This is a genomic window from Curtobacterium sp. MCLR17_051, assembly GCF_003234395.1.
Taxonomy (GTDB): Bacteria; Actinomycetota; Actinomycetes; order Actinomycetales; family Microbacteriaceae; genus Curtobacterium; species Curtobacterium flaccumfaciens.
In genome coordinates, this window is the sequence record NZ_QKTA01000001.1 from 404,750 (window position 1) to 427,916 (window position 23,167).

Annotated in this window: 19 protein-coding genes; 9 read left to right on the forward strand and 10 right to left on the reverse strand. The window is 70.8% G+C overall.

Translation table 11 applies throughout. The features are described from left to right. Positions 1–130: 130 nt before the first annotated feature. The 6 genes from DEJ06_RS18170 to DEJ06_RS02015 form a co-directional block, all read right to left on the reverse strand. Complete coding sequence (locus DEJ06_RS18170; protein WP_181436730.1) at positions 131–1,051, reverse strand: cation-transporting ATPase; 921 nt, start codon at positions 1,049–1,051, stop codon at positions 131–133. Between the two features lie 94 nt (positions 1,052–1,145). After that, positions 1,146–2,420, reverse strand: a complete 1,275-nt coding sequence (locus DEJ06_RS01995; RefSeq protein WP_111038231.1) for an FAD-binding protein — start codon at positions 2,418–2,420, stop codon at positions 1,146–1,148. Between the two features lie 17 nt (positions 2,421–2,437). After that, complete coding sequence (gene araA, locus DEJ06_RS02000; protein WP_111038232.1) at positions 2,438–3,979, reverse strand: L-arabinose isomerase; 1,542 nt, start codon at positions 3,977–3,979, stop codon at positions 2,438–2,440. After that, positions 3,976–4,686, reverse strand: coding sequence for an L-ribulose-5-phosphate 4-epimerase (locus tag DEJ06_RS02005; protein WP_071247850.1), 711 nt, complete (start codon positions 4,684–4,686; stop codon positions 3,976–3,978). Before DEJ06_RS02005 ends, araA begins: the two co-directional genes overlap by 4 nt. Further along, complete coding sequence (locus DEJ06_RS02010; protein ID WP_111038233.1) at positions 4,683–6,386, reverse strand: xylulokinase; 1,704 nt, start codon at positions 6,384–6,386, stop codon at positions 4,683–4,685. Before DEJ06_RS02010 ends, DEJ06_RS02005 begins: the two co-directional genes overlap by 4 nt. Positions 6,387–7,018: 632 nt before the next feature. Next, a complete protein-coding gene (locus DEJ06_RS02015; protein WP_111038234.1) occupies positions 7,019–8,017 on the reverse strand; it encodes a LacI family DNA-binding transcriptional regulator in 999 nt (332 codons plus the stop codon). Between the two features lie 164 nt (positions 8,018–8,181). Here DEJ06_RS02015 and DEJ06_RS02020 point away from each other — a divergent pair, with 164 nt between their 5' ends. The 4 genes from DEJ06_RS02020 to DEJ06_RS02035 all read left to right on the forward strand — a co-directional run bounded on the left by DEJ06_RS02020 (position 8,182) and on the right by DEJ06_RS02035 (position 13,566). Beyond that, complete coding sequence (locus tag DEJ06_RS02020; protein ID WP_111038235.1) at positions 8,182–10,257, forward strand: glycoside hydrolase family 127 protein; 2,076 nt, start codon at positions 8,182–8,184, stop codon at positions 10,255–10,257. Next, the gene (locus DEJ06_RS02025) at positions 10,254–11,570 is read left to right on the forward strand and encodes a sugar ABC transporter substrate-binding protein (protein WP_258372404.1); all 1,317 of its coding nucleotides are present in this window, start codon (positions 10,254–10,256) and stop codon (positions 11,568–11,570) included. Before DEJ06_RS02020 ends, DEJ06_RS02025 begins: the two co-directional genes overlap by 4 nt. Positions 11,571–11,639: 69 nt before the next feature. Continuing rightward, a complete protein-coding gene (locus DEJ06_RS02030; RefSeq protein ID WP_111038237.1) occupies positions 11,640–12,608 on the forward strand; it encodes a carbohydrate ABC transporter permease in 969 nt (322 codons plus the stop codon). Between the two features lie 4 nt (positions 12,609–12,612). After that, positions 12,613–13,566: a carbohydrate ABC transporter permease gene (locus DEJ06_RS02035; RefSeq protein WP_111038238.1), complete on the forward strand. Its 954-nt coding sequence runs from the start codon at positions 12,613–12,615 to the stop codon at positions 13,564–13,566. A 252-nt stretch (positions 13,567–13,818) separates the two neighbouring features. Here DEJ06_RS02035 and DEJ06_RS02040 read toward each other — a convergent pair whose 3' ends face one another. Further along, positions 13,819–14,868 (reverse strand): substrate-binding domain-containing protein, encoded by a 1,050-nt coding sequence (locus tag DEJ06_RS02040; RefSeq protein WP_071404246.1) that lies wholly within the window; start codon positions 14,866–14,868, stop codon positions 13,819–13,821. A 179-nt stretch (positions 14,869–15,047) separates the two neighbouring features. Between DEJ06_RS02040 and chvE the strand changes: the two genes are divergently transcribed. The 3 genes from chvE to mmsB all read left to right on the forward strand — a co-directional run bounded on the left by chvE (position 15,048) and on the right by mmsB (position 18,999). Further along, a complete protein-coding gene (chvE, locus tag DEJ06_RS02045; RefSeq protein WP_111029920.1) occupies positions 15,048–16,175 on the forward strand; it encodes a multiple monosaccharide ABC transporter substrate-binding protein in 1,128 nt (375 codons plus the stop codon). Between the two features lie 102 nt (positions 16,176–16,277). Next, positions 16,278–17,831, forward strand: a complete 1,554-nt coding sequence (gene mmsA, locus DEJ06_RS02050) for a multiple monosaccharide ABC transporter ATP-binding protein (protein ID WP_027466161.1) — start codon at positions 16,278–16,280, stop codon at positions 17,829–17,831. Continuing rightward, positions 17,818–18,999, forward strand: a complete 1,182-nt coding sequence (mmsB, locus tag DEJ06_RS02055; protein ID WP_027466160.1) for a multiple monosaccharide ABC transporter permease — start codon at positions 17,818–17,820, stop codon at positions 18,997–18,999. Before mmsA ends, mmsB begins: the two co-directional genes overlap by 14 nt. A 98-nt stretch (positions 19,000–19,097) precedes the next feature. Here the strand turns inward: mmsB and DEJ06_RS02060 are convergent, their stop codons facing one another. Further along, positions 19,098–20,438, reverse strand: coding sequence for an alpha-amylase family glycosyl hydrolase (locus DEJ06_RS02060; protein ID WP_258372403.1), 1,341 nt, complete (start codon positions 20,436–20,438; stop codon positions 19,098–19,100). A gap of 81 nt (positions 20,439–20,519) precedes the next feature. Here DEJ06_RS02060 and DEJ06_RS02065 point away from each other — a divergent pair, with 81 nt between their 5' ends. Then, positions 20,520–20,918, forward strand: a complete 399-nt coding sequence (locus DEJ06_RS02065; RefSeq protein WP_111023514.1) for a DUF3253 domain-containing protein — start codon at positions 20,520–20,522, stop codon at positions 20,916–20,918. A 22-nt stretch (positions 20,919–20,940) separates the two neighbouring features. Here DEJ06_RS02065 and DEJ06_RS02070 read toward each other — a convergent pair whose 3' ends face one another. Both DEJ06_RS02070 and DEJ06_RS02075 read right to left on the reverse strand, forming a co-directional pair. Next, entirely contained in the window at positions 20,941–21,339 is a 399-nt protein-coding gene (locus DEJ06_RS02070; RefSeq protein ID WP_111038239.1) for a hypothetical protein, read from the reverse strand. Further along, positions 21,339–21,932, reverse strand: a complete 594-nt coding sequence (locus DEJ06_RS02075; RefSeq protein WP_111038240.1) for a nucleotidyltransferase domain-containing protein — start codon at positions 21,930–21,932, stop codon at positions 21,339–21,341. The genes DEJ06_RS02070 and DEJ06_RS02075 overlap by 1 nt, the downstream gene beginning before the upstream one ends. Positions 21,933–22,054: 122 nt before the next feature. Between DEJ06_RS02075 and DEJ06_RS02080 the strand changes: the two genes are divergently transcribed. Further along, the gene (locus DEJ06_RS02080; protein WP_111038241.1) at positions 22,055–23,155 is read left to right on the forward strand and encodes an SDR family oxidoreductase; all 1,101 of its coding nucleotides are present in this window, start codon (positions 22,055–22,057) and stop codon (positions 23,153–23,155) included. Positions 23,156–23,167: the final 12 nt, after the last annotated feature.

Consider the following 23,167-nt stretch of genomic DNA (forward strand, 5'->3'; position numbering starts at 1 on the left):
CGGGCGGCGTCCATCCTGACACCGCGACGGTGGCCCGTCCGAATCTCGCGTGCGTCGGACGACGCACGACGAAACATTGCAAGCGCCGGACGCCGTCCCGCTATTCCCGATGCGTTCGCACCGCAGCGCGTCAGCGGTCGAAGAGGCCACCGAGGAAGTCGTTGCCGAGGTTCGACGCCTGCTCGCCGAGCCCGGACGCCTGCTCTCCGAACCCCGCGGCCTGCTCACCGAACCCGCCGAGGAGCTGCTCGCCCTCGCCGAGGAGTCCCTCGACGCCCCCGCCGAGGTCACCGAGCCCGAGGTCGCCCATGCCCGAGGCGATGCCCTCGAAGTCGACGCCGAGGTCGGCCGCCCCTGCCAGGACCGGACCGGCGGCAGCGCTCAGCACCGCTCCCCCGGCCACCGCGGCGGCGAGGCCACCGAACGCCATCGCGCCGGCGCCGACCGCTGCACCACCGGCGAACGCCCCGGCGCGTCCGCGGCCGTTGCCCGAGCGGCCGGAACCGCCGAGGACCCGTCGGACCAGACCCGGACGCGACATCTCTCCGCGGGTCATCGCACGGGCCATGCCGCCCGCCGAGTCGTCGCGCAGGTGCTCGTGGGGCGGGAGCTCGGAGTTCAGGCGGTCGCGGACCTGCTGGCGCTGCGCCGGGGTGAGCCGCGCGAAGGCGTCGTGGTGGACCTGCTCGAGCTGCTCCGGCGACGAGGTGCGGAGCAGGTAGTCGTACTTCGCCAGGGCGACCTTGTCGGCGTCGGCCCCGTGCTGCGGCGTGGCGGCGTGCTGCTGCTGCTGCGGCTGGCCGTACTGCTGCGGCTGGCCGTACTGCTGCGGCTGGCCGTACTGCTGCGGCTGGCCGTGCTGCTGCGGCGGCTGCTGCTGGTTCCGGTCGTCACCGGTCAGCTTGTCCGCGGCGCTGCGCACGATGCCGCGCCAGTCGGTTCCGCCCTGCTGCGATCCGGCGCCGGGCGCGGTGCCCCCCTGCCCACGCTTCTGGAGCTTCTTGTCGATGACCTTGGAGGCCATGCCGATGATGCGGTTGAGGTTCGCCATGCCCCGACCTTTGCGTCCTCACATGTGAACGCCCGGCGCTGCTCCGGTGCGACACCCGGACAACGCATCCCGATCCGCTGGGAACCGGCGCGGCTCAGGACAGGATGCGGGCCAGGAACGCGTTCCGGAACCGCCCCGTGGGGTCGAGGTCACGGGCGAGTGCGGCGAAGTCGGACAGCCGCGGGTACGCCTCGTGCAGCCGCTCGGCACTGGCCGCGGAGACCTTGCCCCAGTGCGGCCGCGGGTCGAACGGCTCGAGGACGTCCTCGATCCGGGCCACCGCCGCGGCCACGGCTGCGGCGTCGCGACGGAACGTGAAGTGCAGGCCGACCGACTGTCGACCGGACGACGGCGCGAGCCACGCGGTGTCGGCGGCGATGGTGCGGACCTCGGCGGCGATGAGGATCGGGGCGAACAGCGACGCCAGCGGTCGGAGCGCCTCGAGCGCCGCCACCGCCGAGGCAGCGGGGATCAGGTACTCCGCCTGGATCTCGGCCCCGGTCGACGGGGTGAACGAGGACCGGAAGTGCGGCAGTCGCTCCGACCACGGCCCCGGCACGCCGCCCTGCTCGGTGACCCCGGCAGGGTCGTTCTCACCCGGATGCACCGGACCCGAGGCCGCACGGGCGCCGAGGGCCACGAGGTCGACGGTCGGTGCGGCCTCGTCGACGCGGTGCTTGACCCAGACCTGCCGGGCACCGCGGTCGTCGAACGAGGTGAACATCGACACGGAGTACGCGTCGGACATCACCTGGTCGAACTGCGCGGCGACGGCGTCCCACGGCAGGTCGAGGTGCACCGTCGTGGCGACCTGGAACGTCGGCTCGATCGCGAGCTCCACCGCGGTGACGACGCCGAGCGCGCCGATCCCGACCCGGTGGGCGTCGAGCAGCCCGTCCGGTGACGAGGCGTCGACGTGGGCGATCTCACCGGAGGCGCGGACGACGTCGAGGCCGACCACCGCCTGCGCGAGCGACGGGTTCCGCACACCGGAGCCGTGCGTCCCCGTGGCGACGGCCCCGGCCGTGGAGATGTGCGGCAGGGACGCGAGGTTCCCGAGTGCCCAGCCACGGGCCTCCAGACCGGCCGCGACCTGGCTGTGCGTCATGCCGGCGGCGACCCGCACGACGCGACGCGACGTGTCGATGTCGAGCACCGGCGGCAGGTCCGACAACGAGACCTGGACGGCATCGGTGTCGGCGATGGTGTTGAACGAGTGTCGCGAGCCGAGCGCCGTCAGGCGCGGCGTCGACGCGACGAGCTGCTGGAGCTCGTCCACCGACGTCGGCCGGGCCAGCGCCGAGGCGCGGTAGGTGACGTTGCCCGCCCAGTTGGTGCGGGTGCGCTCGGCCGCGATCACGTCGTCCATCGTGGGTCCTGACTCCTCTAGAAGCCGCGGTCGAGACGGTGCCACGTCTGCTGGAGACGCAGCTCGTCGCGGAACCCGCGTGCGGTGGTGTGTTCGTCGATCACCAGGAACTCGGTGCCGACCATGGTCGCGAAGTCCTCGACGACCTGCAGGCCGACCGCCGTCGTCATCACGGTGTGGTGAGCGGCGCCGGCGGTGAGCCAGGCCTCGGCGGCCACGGGGAACGACGGCCGGGGCTCCCAGACCGCGCGGCCCACGGGCAGCTTCGGCAGGGCCTCGGTCGGCGGCACGACGTCGACGACGTTCGCGGTGAGGCGGAAGCCGTCGCGGGTGTCGGACAGCGCGACGACGACGGCCTCGCCGGAGTCCGCGGTGAAGACCAGGCGGACCGGGTCGTCCTTGCCGCCGATGCCGAGCGGGTGGATCTCGAGCGTCGGCGTCGTGGTGGTGAGCGTCGGCGAGACCTCGAGCATGTGCGCCCCGAGGATCTTCTCGGCGCCCGGGGTGAGGTCGTAGGTGTAGTCCTCCATCAGGGAGGCACCACCGGGCAGGCCGGCGCCGGCGACGTTCATCGCGCGGACCAGGACCGCCGTCTTCCAGTCACCCTCGGCACCGAAGCCGTAGCCGTCGGCCATCAGGCGCTGCACGGCCAGGCCCGGCAGCTGCTTGAGTGAGCCGAGGTCCTCGAAGTTCGTGGTGAACGCGGCGCTGCCGTTCTGCGCGAGCAGGGTGCGGAGGCCGATCTCGATGGCGGCACCGTCGCGGAGCGCGGCGTGCCGTTCGCCGCCGGCGCTGCGCAGGGACGGGTCCACGTCGTAGTCGCGCTCGTACGTCGCCACGAGCGCGTCGACCGCTGCCGTGTCCGCTGCGGCGGCGTCCACCGCTGCCGCGAGCTCGTTGACGGCCCACGTGTTGACCTGCACGCCGAGCTCGATCTCGGCCTCGGTCTTGTCGCCCTCGGTGACGGCGACGTAGCGCATGTTGTCGCCGAAGCGGGTGAGCTTCAGCTCGCGGACGGCCGCGGCGCCGGCGGCGGCACGGGTCCAGTTCGCGACGCGCTGCTGGACGCGGGGGTCCGAGACGTGGCCGACGGCCGTGGCGTGCCGGACGCCGAGGCGGGCCAGGGCGTAGCCGAACTCACGGTCGCCGTGCGCGGCCTGGTTGAGGTTCATGAAGTCGAAGTCGATGTCCGCCCAGGGCAGCGTGACGTTCGCCTGCGTGTGCAGGTGCAGCAGCGGCTTGGTCAGCGCCTGCAGGCCGCCGATCCACATCTTGGCCGGGCTGAACGTGTGCATCCAGGTGGTGACACCGATGACCTTGTCGTCGGCGCTCGCCTCGATGAGCGCCCGGCGGATGCCGTCGGCGTCCTTGAGCACGGGCTTCCAGACCAGCTTCACCGGCAGGTGCCCGGCGAGCTCTGCGTGGACGGCCTTGCTCTGCTCCTCGACCTGGCGCAGGGTCTCCTCGCCGTACAGCCCCTGGGAGCCGGTGAGGAACCAGACCTCGTAGCTGTCGAGCGTTTCCTGCGGGTCGACGTGCGTCGGGGTGTCCTGCGTCATCGCATGGCTCCTTCGGGGTTCTGTCCGTAGACGTTCTGGTAGCGATCGAAGAGTCGATCGATGTCTGCTTCGGGGATCGGGACGACCTCGCCGCCCTGCTTCGCGATGTGGACGGTCCGTGCCACGTCCTCGCACATCACGGCCGCCTTGACGGCGTCCTTCGCGTCCTTGCCGATCGTGAAGACACCGTGGTTCTGCATCAGGACCGCGCGGCTGCGGTGGCCGCTCAGCGTGTCGACGATGCCGTGGCCGATCGAGTCGTCGCCGATGATGGCGAACGGGCCGACCGGGATGGGTCCGCCGAACTCGTCGGCCATCGCCGTGATGACGCACGGGATCGCCTCGGCGCGGGCCGCCCAGGCGGTCGCGTACGTCGAGTGGGTGTGCACGACACCGCCGACCTCGGGCATGTTCCGGTACACGTAGGCGTGCGCGGCGGTGTCGCTGGACGGGCCGTGCTCGTTGCCCCAGCCCTCGGCCGGCACGCCGTCGAGGGTGCAGACGACCTGGTTCTCCGGCGTCAGGTCGTCGCTCGACACCCCGCTCGGCTTGATGACGAACAGGTCCGTGCCGGGCACGCGCTCGGAGACGTTGCCGCCGGTCCAGATCACGAGGCCGTAGCGGACGAGTTCGCCGTGCAGGCGCGCGACGCGCTCCCGCGTCGTCGCCACCGCCTGGCGTGTGGTCTCGTCGATCGCGTCCGTCATCGGGTCACTTCCTCTGTCTGGAGGCGCGGGTCGGCGCCGTCGGTCTCTTCGGTCGGTCCTGTGGTCGCGCTGGGGCGGGTCGCCGCCGCGGCGACGTCCTGCACGGGCAGTGCGGCCCGGTAGCGGTCCAGGTACGTCTGGAACCCGGCGACGTCCGCCGGCTCGGGTTCGGCCACGTGCACGGCGTCCCCGCCGAACACGGTGTCGGACAGGTAGTCGGCGAGCTGCTGGTCGGTGTGCTCGAGGTAGGCGGCCAGCACGGCGATCCCCCACGCGCCGCCCTCGCCCGCGGTCTCCTCGAGCGCGATCGGCACGCGCAACGCCGCCGCGAGGAGCCGCTGCGGGCTGCCGGGTGTGCGGAAGAGCCCGCCGTGCGCGGTCATCCGGTCCACCTGCACCTGTTCGCCGTGCAGGACGTCCATGCCGATGGCAAGCGTCGCGAAGGCGCCGTGCACCTCGGAGCGCACCAGGTTGCCGAGCGTGAAGCGTGCGCCGGGGGTGCGGAGCAGCAGGGGCCGGCCGTCCTCGACGTGGGTGACGGGTTCGCCGGCCAGGTAGTTGAAGGAGAGCAGGCCGCCGGCGTCGGGGTCGGTGTCGTCGGCGACGGCCTCGGCGAGCAGGGTCGCGTAGACGTCGTCGATGCCGATCGGGGTCGCGCCGGTCCGCTCGCTCGAGGCCTCGGCGAAGCGCCCGAACACCCGGGCCCAGCTCGCGATCTCGCTCGCGCCGTTGTTGCAGTGCACCATCGCCACGGCGTCGCCGGCCGGGGTGGTGACGACGTCGAGTTCCTCGTGCGCGGTGGTCAGCGGCTGCTCGAGCACGACCATCGCGAAGATGCTCGTGCCGACGCTGACGTTGCCGGTGCGCGGGGCGACGGCGTTCGTCGCGACCATGCCGGTTCCGGCGTCGCCCTCCGGAGGGCAGAGCGGTGCGCCGGGTTCGAGCGTGCGGGTCGGGTCGAGCCAGGCCGCACCCTCGGGGGTCAGCTCACCGGCTTCGGCACCGGCGACGAGGACCTCGGGCAGCAGGGACCGCAGGTCCGGCACGCCGATCAGGTCCTGCGCGGTGGCGAGCATGGCGTGGTCGAAGTCCTTCGCGCCCGGGTCGCCGGGGCCGCTGTCGACGGGGCCACCCTCGATCGGGAACATGCCGCTCGCGTCACCGACGCCCAGCACGTTCCGGCCGGTCAGACGACGGTGGACGTAGCCGGCCAGGGTCGTGACGCCGGCGATCTCGGCCACGTGCGGCTCGTCGTCGAGGACCGCCTGGTACAGGTGCGCGATCGACCAGCGCAGCGGGATGTTGAACCCGAGGGCCTTGCTGAGGCGTTCGGCCGCGGGGCCGGTCGAGGTGTTGCGCCAGGTGCGGAACGGCACGAGCAGCTCACCCGCGGCGTCGAACGCCAGGTAGCCGTGCATCATCGCGCTCACGCCCACCGCGCGGTAGGTGCTCGGGGCGACGCCGTACTGCGCCTCGACGTCGGCCACCAGGGCGGCGTACGCGGCACGGAGTCCGGTCTCGACGGCCTCGAGCGAGTAGGTCCAGCGGCCGTCGACGTACTCGTTCTCCCACTCGTGGGAACCGGCCGCGATGGGCACGAGGTCCTCGTCCACCAGGCAGGCCTTGATGCGGGTGGAGCCGAGCTCGATCCCGAGTGTGGTGCGGCCGTCCACGATCCGCTGTCGGCGGTCGTCACCCATGTGTTCCTCCAGAACCTCGTCGTCCTCAGTGAGCGCTCACATCCTGGCACGTGAGCGCTCACTCGTGCAACGCCGCGGCGCGCCGCCGGTGCGCCCGTCCCGCCAGCGGTCGAAACACCCCGCTCAGTTCCCCCGACCGGTCACGAACCGTCGTCCATCGCATCGCCAGCCGACCATTCCTGACCACTCGACACCCCACGCGCGACGGGTCGTGACCACGCGGCGCACGAGGTCGACGACGACGTGCGACCACCGCAACACCCCACCCGCGCACGTCCCGACCACGACTCTCCGAACCGCGACACCCCGAACGGTGGCCCTCGGGACGGTCACGACACCCTGCTGCCTCCCCACCGCGCGGTCACGAACTATCGGCTGGAGGTGCGCCGAGCGACGAGTCGTGACCGCTCGACCACGGCAGACGGGGTGTTGTGACCGCTCGACGACGAGCACCAGCACGAGCACCAGCACCAGCACCAGCACCAGCACCAGCACCAGCGAGGTCGCACGACACGCCGCGACCGGTCCGCCGAGGTCGCGCGAACTGCCGCCGGACGGCACGACACGCGGCAGTTCGCGCGACCTCGCAAGCCCCGAACCCCGAGCCCCGACCGCCGAGCCCCGAACGCGCCCTACGCGCCGACGGTGCTCTCGCGGATGACGAGCGACGGGGTGACAGCCGCCGACGACGCCCTCCCGCCGTCGATCAGGGCGAGGAGCGCCTGCCCCGCGACGCGCCCGAGCTCCTCGAGCCGCAGGTCCACGGTGGTCAGCGGCGGCCTCGAGGCGAGCGCCATCACGTCCCAGTCGTCGAACCCCGTGACCGCGACGTCTCCGGGCACCGAACGCCCGAGCTCCCGCAGCCGGTCGCACACGCCCCGGGCGATCTGGTCGCTGCCGCAGACGATCGCGTCGACGTCGGGCGACTCCCGCGCGAGCACGTCCACGGCCTGCCGCCCCCAGCGCTCCGACCACTCGCCGTACAGCGGGTCGGTGACCAGGTGCGGCCCGAGGACCGACGAGGCACCGGCGACCCGTCGTGCCGCGGACCGGTGTCGCGCCGGCCCGGTCACGATCGCGACCCGCTGTCGCCCGAGCGAGCGCACGTGCGAGGCGACGAGTGCCGACCCGGCGGCGTCGTCGAGGGTGACCGACACGTCGGCGTCGTCGGTCGAGGGTGTGAAGGCGTAGACGACCGGGATCGACACGTCGATCGGGGGCCGGGCGTCGGCGGAACGACCCGTCACGATGATGCCGTCGACGCCGCGGGCCGCCAGGGAGCGCAGGTAGTGGGCCTCGCGCACGTGGTCGTCGCGGGTGTCGCACAGCAGGACGGCCATCCGCCCGGCGGACAGGGCGTCCTCGGCGCCGAGCAGCACCGGGATCGAGAACCGTCCGAACGAGTCGGTGGTGATCATGCCGACGGTGTAGGTCCGCCCCGACGACAGCGCACGGGCCCGGGCATCGCCGACGAACCCGAGCTTCTCGGCGGCTTCCTTCACCCGCAGCCGGGTGGCGTCCCGCAGCTGCCCGGTGCCGTTCAGCGCCTTCGACGCGGTGCCGATCGACACCCCGGCGAGCGCCGCCACGTCGGTGATCCGGATCGGCTGTCCGGTGCGTTCGAGCGTCACGGCAACCACCTTTCCGACAATCAGAGCGTGCCGATGACCTTACACAAAACCGCCGGAAAGCTCTTGCGCGGCGTGCGCCCGGTGTCGTAGCGTCCACCGCAGAAACCGTTTTCCGGATGGCCAGCTCCATCCGCACGGTGCCAGTCACATCGCAAGGAGGCGACATGACCACCACGCTCGCGACCGATCGCGGCGCACACACCGCGACCCCGGTCCTCCCGACCGCCGACGCACGCCTGACGCTCCGGCCGCTGCCGACCGGCGGCGCCCGGATCACCGGCGGCTTCTGGGCGCTCCGCCAGGAGCGCAACGGCCGCGACGCCGTCCGCAGCGGCTACCAGCAGCTCGAGACGGCCGGCAACTTCCGCAACCTCCGCATCGCCGCGGGACTCGAGGAGGGCGAGGCCGTCGGCCCGATCTTCATGGACTCCGACGTGACGAAGTGGCTCGAGGCCGTGGCCTGGGAGTACGGCCGCGCCCCCGCCGAAGACCTGCTCGACCTGCAGCGCGAGGTCACCGCCCTGTACGCCCGGGCGCAGGCAGAGGACGGGTACCTGGACTCCGTCCAGCAGGTCCGTGGGAAGGGCGAGCGGTACACGGACCTCAAGTGGAGCCACGAGATGTACTGCGCCGGGCACCTGTACCAGGCGGCCGTGGCCCAGCACCGTGCGACGGGCGACACCGGGCTGCTCGACGTCGCGATCAAGAACGCCGACCACCTGGTCCGCACGTTCGGCGACAGCACCGCACCGGACGGCACGCCGAAGACGCGCGACGTCGACGGCCACCCCGTCGTCGAGATGGGCCTGGTCGAGCTGTACCGCGAGACCGGCAACCGTGACTACCTCGACCTGGCGCACTGGTTCGTCGACGCCCGCGGGCACGGGATCATCGAGCGCGCCGGCGGCGAACCGACGTACTTCTCCGACCGGGTGCCGAGCCGGCAGGCCACGACCGTCGAGGGGCACGCCGTGCGCGCCGTGTACCTGGCTGCGGGTGCCGTGGACGTCGCGATCGAGACCGGGGACACAGAACTCCTCGCCGCGAGCGAGCGCCAGTTCGCGGACATGATGGCGACGAAGGCCTTCATCACCGGGGGCCTCGGTGCACGCTGGGACTGGGAGGCGTTCGGCGACCCGTACGAGCTGCCGACCGATCGCGGCTACGCCGAGACCTGCGCGGCCATCGGCGGGGTGCAGTGGGCCTGGCGGCTGCTGCTCGCCACCGGCAAGCCGGTCTACGCCGACGCGATCGAGCGCTTGCTCTACAACGCGTTCCTCGCCGGGGTGAGCCTGGCCGGCACCGAGTACTTCTACGTGAACCCGCTGCAGCAGCGCGACCAAGCCCACCAGGACGAGAACCGCTCCCCCGCCCACGGGCGCCGCGGCTGGTTCGACTGCGCCTGCTGCCCGCCGAACATCATGCGCACCTTCGCGAGCCTCGACGGCTACCTGGCGACCGCAACCGACGGCGGCCTGCAGGTCCACCAGTACGCCACCGCTGACCTCGGTCCGGTGCGGGTCGAGACCGACTACCCGCACGACGGCCGCGTCCGCGTCACGGTCACCGAGGACGGCCCGCTCGCCCTGGGCCTGCGGATCCCGGCCTGGTCGGACACCACGACCGTCACGGGTCCGGACGGGTCCGCGAGCCCGACAGCAGGCACGCTGCACGTCGTCGACCGCGAGTGGTCGGCGGGCGACACGGTCGAGCTCGTCTTCGACACGACGCCGCACCGCTACGTCGCCGACGCCCGCATCGACGCAGCACGCGGGCAGGTCGCGATCGAGCGCGGCCCGCTCGTGTACGCGGTCGAGCAGGCGGACCAGCAGGGCTTCACGGTCGACGACCTGACGGTCGACGCGGACGCGCCGATCACGGAGGAGCGCCGCGACGACCTGCTCGACGGCGTCGTCACGCTGCAGATCCCGGGGCACGCTCCGGGCGAGCACGTGCAGCCGGCCTGGCCGTACCAGCGGCTGGACGCGACCCGGTCTGGGCCCACGCGTGCCGGTTCCGACGCGTCGCGGAGCCTGCGGAGCGACGTGGCGGCCGAGCACGTGGGGAGAGGCGCGGATCACGCCGGAGACGCGACCAGCGTCGACGACGTGGCCGGTCCGCAGGGCGCCACCACGGGCCTCCAGGCCGGTCGCGACGTCACCGCGATCGCCGTCCCGTACTACGCGTGGGCCAACCGGGGAGCCGCGCCGATGCGCGTCTGGCTCCCGCTGGCGCGGTGACCGGCGTGGACCGCCGAGCGTTCCTCGTCGGCGGCGTCGCCGGCGGGGCCGCCCTCGCCCTGGCCGGGTGCTCCGGCACCCTGCCGAAGGTCGTCGCGAAGCCCGCGAGCTTCGGGAAGAACGCGACCGGCACCGTGCAGGTGTGGTGCCGGTCGGCGACCCAGGCCGGCCTGACGTCGGCCGTCGCCGGGTTCAACAAGGCGAACCCGGCGCTGCAGGTCCAGCTGACGCCCGTGCCGGACGCGCAGTACGTGACCAAGCTCGCAACCGCGATCCGCGGGGGTGAGCCGCCGGACGTCGTGGACATCGACGACATCAACTCGCAGCTGTTCATCTTCCGCGAGGCGTTCGCCGACCTGACCGACGTGGTCAAGGACCTGGACTACTTCGACGCGATCTCGCCGGGGCACCTGCGCCTGCTCGAGTACCGCGACCGGTACTACGGCCTGCCCTACCTGGCCGACAACTCGCAGCTGTTCGTGAACACCGAGCTGTTCGAGCGTGCGGGTCTCGACGTCGAGGAGTCGACGAAGGACCTGTCCACGCTGCTCGACGCGGCGAAGGCCATCCGGAAGCTCGACGACGACGTGTACGGCTGGTCGATCTCCGGCAACGCCGCCGGCATCATCGGCTTCGTCACGCAGCCGCACGTCTGGGCGACCGGGGTCGACATGATGACCGGCGAGGTGGGCTCCCAGCGGGCGAACATCACCGGCAACGAGGCCCTCGAACGCATGCTCGAGTTCTACCGGCAGCTGTGGCAGGACGGCGTGCTGTCGAAGGCGACGTACTCCGACGCCGGCACCACGTGGGGTGCCGACTTCCGGGCCGGCAAGGTGGGGATCTTCCCGACCTCGTACGGGGCGACCGTGCCCGCGGCCACCAAGGCGATGCGCGCGAAGATGCAGACGGTGCTCATCCCGTCGTGGGACGGCCAGCGGTCGTTCTTCGACGGCGGCGACAACATGTGCATCCCGAACGGGGCGGCGAACCCGTCCGGTGGGTGGGCGTTCATGCAGTACGCGAACGGGCTCCAGCAGCAGCAGGCACTGCCGGACGGCGGGTACTTCCCGACGCGGTCCGACGCCGCCACCCCGGAGTACCGCAAGCGGTTCCCACTGGCGTACGGGCCACTCGACGCCATCGACAAGGGCTACGCACCGCAGACGCTGGCGTACAACCTGCTCAACAACCAGCCGTCGTCGCCGTACTTCGCGATGTTCCGCGAGGCCGTGTTCGGGTCGGGGAGCGCTGCCGCCATGCGGACGGCGCAGTCCGACTACCAGCGGATCCTCGACCAGGTGCAGGCCTGAGCCTGCCTGCCTGTCTTCTCCGCTCGTCCCGCTCGTCTCGCTCTTGTTGATGCACAGAGAGGTGCACGCATGTCGACCATCTCCACCCGGCGCCCCGCCGGCCGGACCGGCCCGGGCCGTCCCACCGTGGGCCGCGGCCCGGGGCGCGGCGGCGCCGTCCGGACCCGCAACTCGCTCACCCACCCGCCGCGCACCGGCGCCGTCCTCGTCGCCCCGGCGATCCTGTTCGTCGCCGTCTTCGTGCTCGTGCCGCTCGTGTTCGCGCTCTACATCTCGTTCACGAACTGGCCCCTGATCGGCCCGTACCGGTTCATCGGGGTGCAGAACTACCTGACGCTGTTCCAGGACCCGACGTTCGTGCACGCCATCGGCTACACGCTGCTGTACACGGCGATCGTGACCCTGCCGATCCTGGCGCTCGGGTACTTCCTCGCCGTGCTCGTCCGCGCACGACGCCGTGGCAGCACGATCCTGCGGACGGTGTTCTTCCTGCCGTACGTGGTCGGGCTGACGACGCTCTCGTTCATGCTCGTGCTCGAGGCGCAGCCGAACTCGGGGGCCGTCAACATGGTGCTCCGCTGGCTCGGGATCACCGACGGCAGCACCGCGTGGCTCGTGAACGGCCCGCTGGCGACGCTGCTCATCTGCGTGCTCGTGGTCTGGGCCGTGTCCGGGCTGACCATGGTGCTGCTCATGTCGGCGATGCAGGGCGTCCCCGACGAGGTCTACGAGTCGGCGCAGCTCGAGGGGGCCTCCTGGTGGCAGACCGAACGCCTCATCACGTTCCCGATGATCCGCTCCACCGTCGCGCTGAGCGTCATCATCTCGGTGATCGGATCGCTGCTCGCCTTCAACCAGTTCTACATCCTGACCCAGGGCGGGCCGGGCACCGAGACCACCACGATCGTGAACGCGATCTACAACCGCGGGTTCGTGAACCTGCAGCTCGGGGCCGCGACCGCCCAGTCGATCGCCCTCGTCGTGGTGATCGCCGCCGTGACGGTGTTCCAGTTCTGGGCACTGCGAGAGAAGGACTGACGCCATGAGCACCACGACCTCCCGTGCGGCCCTCGCGGCGCCGGACCTGTCCACCAGGACCCTGACCACCACGGGCCACGGCCGACGTCGGCGCCACCAGCAGGGCAGCGTCCAGCATCCCCGCGACACCACCGTCAAGCGCACCCTGTACGCCATCGCCGGCATCGGTTCCGCGCTCGTGTTCGGCGTCCCGCTCATCTGGTCGATCCTGCGGGCGTTCCAGTCCGAGGCCGTCATCACGCAGGCCCCCGACCCGGCGACGTTCTTCCAGCTCGGGTGGCAGAACTTCGCCGCCGTGTTCGCCTCGTCGTCGCACCTGCTCACCGGCGTCGTGAACTCGCTCATCGTGTCGATCGCCACGGCGGTGCTGACCGCGGTGATCGCGACCATGGCCGGCTACGGGTTCGCCCGCTTCCGGTTCCGGGGCGCCGGGCTCGTGTTCGGCCTGGTGCTGCTGACGATGATGGTGCCGTTCCAGGCCATCCTCACGCCGCTGTACCTCGAGATGAACGCCATGGGGCTGACGAACTCGCTGCTCGGGCTCGTGCTGTTCTACACGACCGTGAACCTGCCGTTCGGGGTGTTCGTGATGCGGAACGCGTTCGAGTCGATCCCCACCGAGCTCGAGGACTCGGCCTTCGTCGACGGGGCCTCGCGCTTCCGCGTCGTCGTGTCGGTGCTCCGCCCGCTGCTCCTGCCCGGGGCGGCGACCGCGGCGCTCTACGCGTTCCTGGCGTCGTGGACGGAGTTCCTCGGAGCCCTGACGTTCCTGACGAAGGACTCGCTGTACACGCTGCCGGTCGCGCTGCTCAACCTGCAGACCGGGGCGTACGGGCAGGTGTCGTACGGCAACCTCGTCGCCGGGTCGGTGGTGGCGATGATCCCGTGCATCGCGCTGTACGTCGGGTTGCAGAGGTTCTACGTCGCCGGGCTGTCGTCCGGGGCGTTGAAGGGCTGACGGTCGGGTCAGCTCGGGGTCGCGCGCGGTCTCGCACCGTGCGCGGCCCCTCGGTCGGTGCGGGGTTGTGCGCGGCCTCGCACCGTGCGCGGCCGCTCGGTCGGTGCGGGGTTGACCGCTCGGTGCGGGACTGTAGCGCCGCACCGAGCGATCAACCTCGCACCGGCCGCACAACGCCGCACCGTGCGCCGCGGGCCCGCGCACGGAAGAACCTCGCACCACCCGCACACCGCCACACGGTGCGACGGGGCGCTACGTGCTGCGCCGCACCACCAGCTCGGGCGCGAGCAGCGTCTCATCGCGGGGCTCTCCCTCGACCAGGGCCCGCACGGTGTCGAGCACCCGCTCCCCCATCGCCCGGAAGTCCTGCCGCACGGTGGTCAGCGGCGGCGTGAAGTGCGCCGCCTCGGGGACGTCGTCGAACCCCACGACCGCGATGTCGTCGGGCACCCGCAGCCCCTCGTCGGCGAAGGCGTGCAGCACCCCGAGGGCCATCTGGTCGTTGCCCGCGAAGACGGCGTCGACCGTCCCCACGTCGATGTGCCGGGCGGCCGCGAAGCCGCTCGCCGGGGTCCAGTCGCCCTCGAGCACGACCGGTTCGAGCCCGGCGTCCTGCATGATCCGCACGTAGGTGGCCCGGCGCACCTCGGACTCCTGCGACACGTGCGGCCCGGCGATGTGTACGATCCGGCGGTGTCCGCGGTCGAACAGGTGCTGCATGACGAGCGAGGTGCCGGCCGCCTGGTCGATGGCGACGGCAGCGACGCTCGGCGCGACCGGGGTCCGCACGGCGTCGCGCTGCACGGCGTTCGACACCACGACGGGCACGGTGACCGGCACGGTGAGCGAGGCGAGGGCGTCGAGCACCCGGTTGTCGGCGGCGACCAGCACGATCGCGGCGACGTCCTGCGCGAGCAGCGTGGTGAGCGCCCCGGACAGGTCGGACGGCCGCGGTTCCTCGGGCAGGGTCGACAGCAGCACGTGGTACCCCGCGGATCGGGCGGCTCGTTCGAAGCCGATCGAGGTGCTCGACGGGCCGTACAGCGCGTCGCCGGCGGTGATGATGCCGAGCGCCTTGCTCCGCCCACCGGCGAGCGCCCGGGCGGCGGCGCGGGGCCGGTACCCGAGCTCGGTGACGGCGTCGGTGACCTGCGTCCGGAACTGCTCGCGGACGGTCGGATCGCCGTTGATCACGCGGGAGACGGTCTGGTGGGACACGCCGGCGCGTTCGGCGACGTCGAAGATCGTCGGGGCCTTCCGGCGCTTGCCGCCCCTGCCCTCGGGGGCGGTCGTGGTGCTCACGCGCCAACCGTACCGCTCGGTCCGGTCGCCGCGGCAAGATCACGAAACGGCGGTGTTGAGTTGACACCCCGTCACGGAACCCACAAGATGTGAGCGCTCACACGAGCGCATCCCACGGGGCACAGCAGCCCCGGCACCCGACCGCGTCGAGGACGACGCGAAGGAACAGAGGTACTTCGATGATGAAGCGCAGGATCATCGCGGGCGTCGCAGCCGTCGGCATCGCGATCTCGCTGGCCGCTTGCTCGGCCGGCGGCCGTGCGTCCACCGATGGTGGCGGCAGCGGCGACAACAAGGGCGCCCTCGTCGGCGTCGCCATGCCCACCAAGGTCTCCGAGCGGTGGATCAAGGACGGCAACGCCGTCAAGAGCGACCTCGAGAAGGCCGGCTACAAGGTCGACCTCGAGTACGGCGACAACAAGGTCCAGCAGCAGGCCCAGCAGGTCAGCAACATGATCACCAAGGGCGCGAAGGTCCTGATCATCGCGTCGATCGACGGTGGCGCGCTCTCCGACCAGCTCGACGCCGCCGCCAAGGCCGGCATCAAGGTGATCTCGTACGACCGCCTGCTGACGGGCAACAAGAACGTCGACTACTACGTGTCCTTCGACAACGAGAAGGTCGGCGTCGACCAGGCGAACAGCCTGCTCACCGGCCTGGGTGTGCTCGACGCGGACGGCAAGAAGACCGGCGAGAAGGGCCCCTTCAACATCGAGGTCTTCGCCGGCTCGCTCGACGACAACAACGCCGGGTTCTTCTTCAACGGCGCCATGAAGACGCTCAAGCCGTACCTCGAGGACGGCACGCTGAAGATCCAGTCCGGCCAGGACGAGCTGTCCCAGGCCGCGACGCAGCAGTGGGACCCGGCCACGGCCAAGGCCCGCATGCAGAACCTGATCGCGAAGTCCTACTCGGGCGGCACCACGCTCGACGGCGTGCTCTCGCCGTACGACGGCATCTCGATCGGCATCATCTCGGCGCTCCAGGGCGCCGGGTACGGCACGAGTGACCGCCCGCTCCCGACGGTCACGGGCCAGGACGCCGAGGCCGCCTCGGTCAAGTCGATCATCGCCGGCCAGCAGTACTCGACGATCTACAAGGACACGCGCAAGCTCGCCAAGCAGTCCGTCACCATGGCCGAGGACCTGCTCACCGGCAAGGACCCCGAGGTCAACGACACGAAGAGCTACGACAACAAGGTCAAGGTCGTCCCGACCTTCCTGTTCCAGCCGACGGTCGTCACGAAGGACAACTACAAGGAAGTCCTCGTGGACTCCGGGTACTACACCGAAGCCGACCTGAAGTAGTCAGGCCCATCTCACGGACCGGAGGCGCGGTGCCAGCCCGCACCGCGCCTCCAGTCCGTCTCCACCAGCGCGCGCACGCGCGCACGACGGAAAGGCGTCCACATGGCGGACACCATCCTCGAGATGCGGGACATCACCAAGACGTTCCCCGGCGTCAAGGCCCTGCAGGGCGTCTCGATCGAGGTCGAGCGCGGCCAGGTCCACGCGATCTGCGGCGAGAACGGCGCGGGCAAGTCGACGCTCATGAAGGTGCTGTCGGGTGTCTACCCGGCCGGCTCCTTCGACGGCGAGATCCTGCTCGACGGCGAGCCCGTGCGGTTCGCGAACATCAACGACTCCGAGGCTGCGGGCGTCGTCATCATCCACCAGGAGCTGGCGCTCAGCCCCTTCCTGTCGATCGCCGAGAACATCTTCCTCGGCAACGAGCAGTCCAAGGGCGGCTTCATCGACTGGAACAAGACGAACCTGACGGCCGCCGAGCTGCTCAAGCGCGTCGGGCTGAAGGACAACCCCGTCACCAAGGTCGTCGACCTCGGGGTCGGCAAGCAGCAGCTCGTCGAGATCGCGAAGGCGCTCTCGAAGGAGGTGAAGCTCCTCATCCTCGACGAGCCCACCGCCGCGCTGAACGACGACGACTCCGCGCACCTGCTCGAGCTCATCCGCTCGCTGCAGGCCGAGGGGATGACGGCGATCATCATCAGCCACAAGCTCAACGAGATCAAGGCGATCGCGGACAAGGTCACGATCATCCGCGACGGCAAGACCATCGAGACGCTCGACATGCGGGCCGACGACGTGTCAGAGGACCGGATCATCCGCGGGATGGTCGGCCGCGACCTGTCGAACCGGTACCCCGAGCGCGAGAACCCCGTCATCGGCGAGGAACTGCTGCGGATCGAGGACTGGACCGTCCACCACCAGCTCGACTCGTCGCGCGAGATCATCCACCAGGCCAACCTCAACGTCCGCGCCGGCGAGGTCGTCGGCATCGCCGGGCTCATGGGCGCCGGCCGCACGGAACTCGCGATGAGCGTCTTCGGGCAGTCCTACGGCACCGGCATCAGCGGCACCGTCTACAAGCGCGGCACCCCGATCAAGACGCACACCGTCTCGCAGGCGATCGACAACGGCATCGCCTACGTCACCGAGGACCGCAAGCGCTACGGCCTGAACCTGATCGACGACATCAAGCGGAACATCTCCGGGTCGGCACTCGGCAAGCTCGCCAACTGGGGCTTCGTGAACTCCTCGGAGGAGACCACCGTCGCGACCCAGTTCCTCAAGAGCCTCAACATCAAGGCGCCGAACGTCGACGTCGTGACGGGGAAGCTCTCCGGCGGGAACCAGCAGAAGGTCGTCCTGTCGAAGTGGATGTACGCCGACCCCGACGTGCTCATCCTCGACGAGCCCACCCGTGGCATCGACGTCGGCGCGAAGTACGAGATCTACACGATCATCAACCAGCTCGCCGACCAGGGGAAGGCGGTCATCGTGATCTCCTCCGAGCTCCCCGAACTGCTCGGCATCTGCGACCGCATCTACACCCTCTCCGAGGGCACCATCACGGCCGACGTCCCGCGCGCCGAGGCGACGCCCGAGGTCCTCATGCAGTACATGACCCAGGAACGGGAGACCCCTGTCAATGAACGCGCTTAAGTCCGCCGTCGGCTACCTCACCGGGCAGCTCCGACAGATCGGCCTGTTCATCGCGCTGATCGTCATCGTCATCTTCTTCCAGGTGACCACGAACGGCATCACGCTGGCCCCGATCAACGTCTCGAACCTGATCGTCCAGAACAGCTACATCCTCATCCTGGCCATCGGCATGGTCATGGTCATCATCGCCGGCCACATCGACCTGTCGGTCGGTTCGGTGGTCGCCTTCACCGGTGCCATGGCCGGCGTGATGATCACGCAGTGGAACATCCCGTGGCCGATCGCGGTCGTGCTCTGCCTGGTGGTCGGTGCACTCGTCGGCGCCTGGCAGGGCTTCTGGATCGCGTACTTCGGGATCCCGGCGTTCATCGTGACGCTGGCGGGCATGCTCGCGTTCCGCGGCGCGGCCCAGATCGTCCTGCAGAACCAGCAGATCTCGCCGTTCCCCGCCGGCTTCCGCTCGCTCGGCTCCGGCTTCCTGCCGTCCTTCGGCACCACCGGGTACGAGCCGCTCACGATGATCCTCGGCTTCGCCGCCGCGGCCGTCATGGTGATCGCCGCGTTCCGCGGTCGCATCACGCGTCGCAAGTACCAGCTCGAGAGCGAGCCGTTCGCCTGGTTCATCGTGAAGACGGCCTTCGGCGCCGTGCTCGTGATCTACGTGGCGCTCCTGCTCGCCAGCTACAACGGCACCCCGATCGTGCTCGTCGTGCTCGGCGCCCTCGTGGTGATCTACTCGGTCGTCATGCGGAGCGCGGTGTTCGGCCGCCACATCTACGCGATCGGTGGCAACGCCCTGGCCGCGCAGCTGTCGGGCGTGAAGACGAAGCGCGTCACGTTCCTGCTCTTCGTCAACATGGGTGTCATCTCGGCCCTGGCGGGTGTGGTCTTCACCGGCCAGCTCAACCTGGCGGCACCGGGCGCGGGCAACGGCTTCGAGCTCGACGCCATCGCCGCCGTGTTCATCGGTGGCGCGGCCGTCACCGGCGGCATCGGCACCGTGCCGGGAGCCATCGTCGGCGGTCTGATCATCGGCCTGCTGAACAACGGCATGTCGATCCTCGGTGTCGGCACCGAGTTCCAGTCCCTGATCAAGGGACTGGTGCTGCTCGCCGCCGTCGCGTTCGACGTGTTCAACAAGCGCCGGGCGGCGTCCGCGCGCAAGTAGCGTCGTTCGGGCGTGCGCGTGCGCGTGTTCGCGTGTTCGCGTGTTCGCTTGGTGAGCAGAAACGGTCGGGTCCTCGATGGGGACCCGACCGTTTCTGCTCACGAACGCGACAGGACGGCCCAACCCCCGGCCGGGAGGCGCAGGGGCCCGTCCCCGAGATCAGCCCCGCCCGCCTCGACCTGCGTCGCGTCGGCCGCGGGCACCTCGACGGGATCGTCCGACAGGTTCAGGGCGGTCACCACGGCGGCGTCCGCCGTCGCGGTCCGCAGCACCACGGCGGTGTTGGTCAGGTGCACGACGTCGGTGTGCGCGCGGTGCAGCCACGGGTTCCGACGGCGCAGGGCGATGAGCGCCTCGTACGCGTGGGTCAGGTCCGTCGGCTCCGGCACCTCGGCCGGGAACTCCGGGCGGACCGCGTCGTCGCCGCCCTCACGTTCCTCCTTCACCCCGGTCCAGCCGTACTCGTCGCCGGCGTAGACCACGGGGGTCCCCGCCACCGTGAACAGCACCGCGGCGGCGTGCCCGGCGAACCGCTCCCCCACCGCGCTCGCGATCCGGGTGACGTCGTGGTTGCCGACGAACGTCGTCGGGGCGAAGGTGGCCAGCAGCGCGTCGTGCCGCTCGATCGCGTGCGCGAGCTCGTGGCCGTTGCGGTCCGCGATGCCGTGCCAGATCCCCTGCCACAGCTCGTACTGGGTCAGCGAGTCCATCGTCGAGTCGCGTGCGATCGCCGCCGCATCGCCGTGGATCACCTCGCCGCTGAACCAGGCGTCCGGGAACCGCTCCCGCACCCGCGGCAGCACCCGCGCCCAGAACGCCGGCGGCACCGCGTACGCCGCGTCGAGCCGCCAACCGTCGACGCCGCGGGCCAGCCAGTGCGTCATGACCTGCACCACGAGGTCCTCGGTGGCACGGCTGTCGTGGTCGAGCGCGACGAGGATGTCGTGGCCCTCGAACAGTCCGACGGGCACGGGCTGCCCCGGCTGCCACCCGGACCAGTCGATGGCGAACAGGTCGGCGGTCGGCGCCTCCGGGCCCTGGTCCGACAACGCACGGAACGCCGGGTGCTCACGCCCGACGTGGTTGAACACCCCGTCCAGCAGCACCCGCACGCCCCGCTCGTGCGCCGCGGTGACCAGGGCGTCGAAGTCGGCGTCGTCGCCCAGGCGCGGGTCGACACGGAAGTGGTCGACCGTGTCGTACCCGTGGGTCGAGCTCGCGAACACCGGGCCGAGCAACAGGCCGTTCAGACCGAGGTCGACGACGTGGTCGAGCCACCCGGTCAAGCGGTCGAAGCGGTGTTCGAGCGGACGCTCCCCCACCGGTGACGCAGGGCGGACCTCGGCGCCGACGAAGCCGAGTGGGTAGACGTGCCACCACATCACGTGCTGGACCCAGGCCGGCTCGGGCGGACGGGCGGGGACGGTGTCGGGGTTCACCGCTCCGATGCTGCCAGGCGCACCTGGACCGTGTGCGTGGTCGCTGTGGACCGCCCTGCCGAGCAGGACGAGGATGGGGCCATGGGACGGGCGATCAGGACGGAAGCCGATGCGTCGGCATCGGAGTCGGCACACGCCGAACGGACCTGCGCCTCGTGCGGGCGACGGATGCCGTCCTCGGCGGCACCGGAGGCGAAGTGGTGTTCGGCAGCCTGCCGCCGACACGGTCTCGACGACACCGACCGGGCTCTGGAGCAGCGCATCGACGAACTGCTCGCGGCACGGGCGCGGACCTCGAGCATCTGCCCGTCCGAGGTCGCACGCTCACTCGACCCGGACGACTGGCGACCGCTGATGGAGCCCGCACGTCGAGCCGCCCGCCGCATGGTCGCGCGCGGCGAGGTCGAGATCACCCAGGGCGGGTCCGTCGTCGACCCGTCGACCGCCAAGGGCCCGATCCGCATCCGCCGTCCGCGGTGATCCGGGTCGCGGCGCGCCTGTTTCAGGTGTGCTCGTGAACCGTTCGGATGAGCCGTTCGAGCGCGGTCACCAGCCCCCGTGTCTTCTCCTGGGTCACACGCGACGTCGAGTACTGGAAGTTCGTCTTCTCATCGGTCAGGCGCTTGAAGTGCAGGCCGGGTCGGGTGTCCGGTGCGCAGGCCGTGTCGAGCAGCCGACGAGCGGCGGCGTGGTCGTCGCCGAGGTGGTGGTGGCCGAGGATCGCACCGCAGATCGCGTCCGACGCCGCTATCCCGCCGAGCACAGCGTTCGCACCGGCGGCCTTCCAGTCCGCGTGACTCGTGGACTCGACGTAGAGGAGCGCGACCTCGAGGTAGGCCTGCGCTTCGTCGCGGCGCATCGCGACTGCGGCCCGGTCGACGGCGCGCACGCGGGCGCCCATCAGATGTACGTCCTGATCTCCTCGCCGAAGACTGTCCGGGCTTCTTCTCGCCACGACCCGACGAGCGGGTCTCCCTCGGCCACGAACCGACGGAGATCAGCGCGGGTCACGTCGAAGACCTGGCACTCGTTGCCGGTCCACCGCCGGACGAGGTCACCGAGGCGGACGACGACGTCCGTGTCGACGGTCTCCTCGAAGACGACGAGGAGGTCCAGGTCGGACGTCGGCGTCGCGGTGCCTCGGGCAACTGAACCGAAGATCGAGACCGAGAGGACCCCGGCCTGCGCCGACGCGACGTACGCGCCGATCCGACGTTCGAGTTCGTCGCTGGCTTCGAGTCCGAGTTCCACCGCCGGCCAGAGCAGGTGTTCCCGGTTGACCCGGTAGGCAGAGTGCTGCAGACCGCGCTCGACCTGCACGAGCCCTGCCGCCTCGAGCTTGTCGAGCGCTCGTTTGATGCCGGTGTGCTGCGGAGCGCCCGCGACCCGCGCAACCTGTCGTCCGGTCATGCCCGAATCGGTCCGGGCGAGGACGCGGAGCGCGTCGGCCTGTGTGGCTCCCAGCAGCGTGGCGAGTGGTTGCACGAGTTGCATGTTGGTTCCTCCGCGAGGAGTGTACCGCTCAACGGTACAAGTGGTGCGTCTTTGTGTACACAGGCCAGTCGCCGGGACGCGGTGAGGGAACACGTGTCGCCCAACGTGGGTTGCATCGAGGGATGACTGCAACCGGATCGACCGAACAGACCTCTGCCCGCCGCGAAGCCCTGGTCGTCGGAGCCAGTGGCATCACCGGTTCCGCCCTGGTGCGCCACCTGCTCGACCTGGGCTGGGACGTGACGGCGCTCTCCCGCCGACCGCTCGCTGAACAGGGCGTCCGGACCGTCGCGGCCGACCTGCGCGACCCCGAGAGCCTGGCGGCCGCACTCGCCGACGAGCACCCGACCCACGTCTTCTTCACTGCATGGCAGCGGCAGGACACCGAGGCGGAGAACATCCGCGTCAACGGCGGCATGGTCCGCGACCTGCTCGCGGCGCTGTCGCACGCTCCGCTCGAGCACGTCGCCCTGGTCACCGGCCTGAAGCACTACCTCGGCCCGTTCGAGGCGTACGCCGCGGGCGAGATGCCCGACACCCCCTTCCACGAGGAGGAACCGCGCCTCGACACCCCGAACTTCTACTACGCACAAGAGGACGAGCTCTTCGCCGCAGCCGAGCGCCAGGGGTTCACCTGGTCCGTGCACCGCTCGCACACCGTGATCGGGCACGCGGTCGGCAACGCGATGAACATGGGCCTCACACTCGCCGTGCAGGCCACGCTGGCGAAGGAACTCGACCTGGACTTCGTGTTCCCGGGCAGCGAGGCCCAGTGGAACGGCCTGACCGACATGACCGACGCCGGCATCCTCGCCGAGCACATGGTGTGGGCCTCGACGTCACCCGAGGGTGCGGACGAGCCGTTCAACATCGTCAACGGTGACGTCTTCCGGTGGCGATGGATGTGGCCGCGCCTGGCCGCGCACCTCGGTGTCGACCCCACGCGCGTCGTGGGCTACGAGGACGCTCCGCGACCGCTCGAGGAGCAGATGGCGCCGTACGAGTCCGAGTGGGCCGGCATCGCCGAGCGCCACGGTCTCGCCGAGGCCGACATCACCCGGCTCGCCTCGTGGTGGCACACCGACGCCGACCTCGGTCGTGCGATGGAGGTCGTCACCGACATGGGGAAGAGCCGCGACGCCGGGTTCACGGCGTTCCGCCGGACCGAGCAGGCCTTCGCGGACCTGTTCGCCCGGTACCGGGCCGACCGCCTCATCCCCTGATCCGTCGGGGGC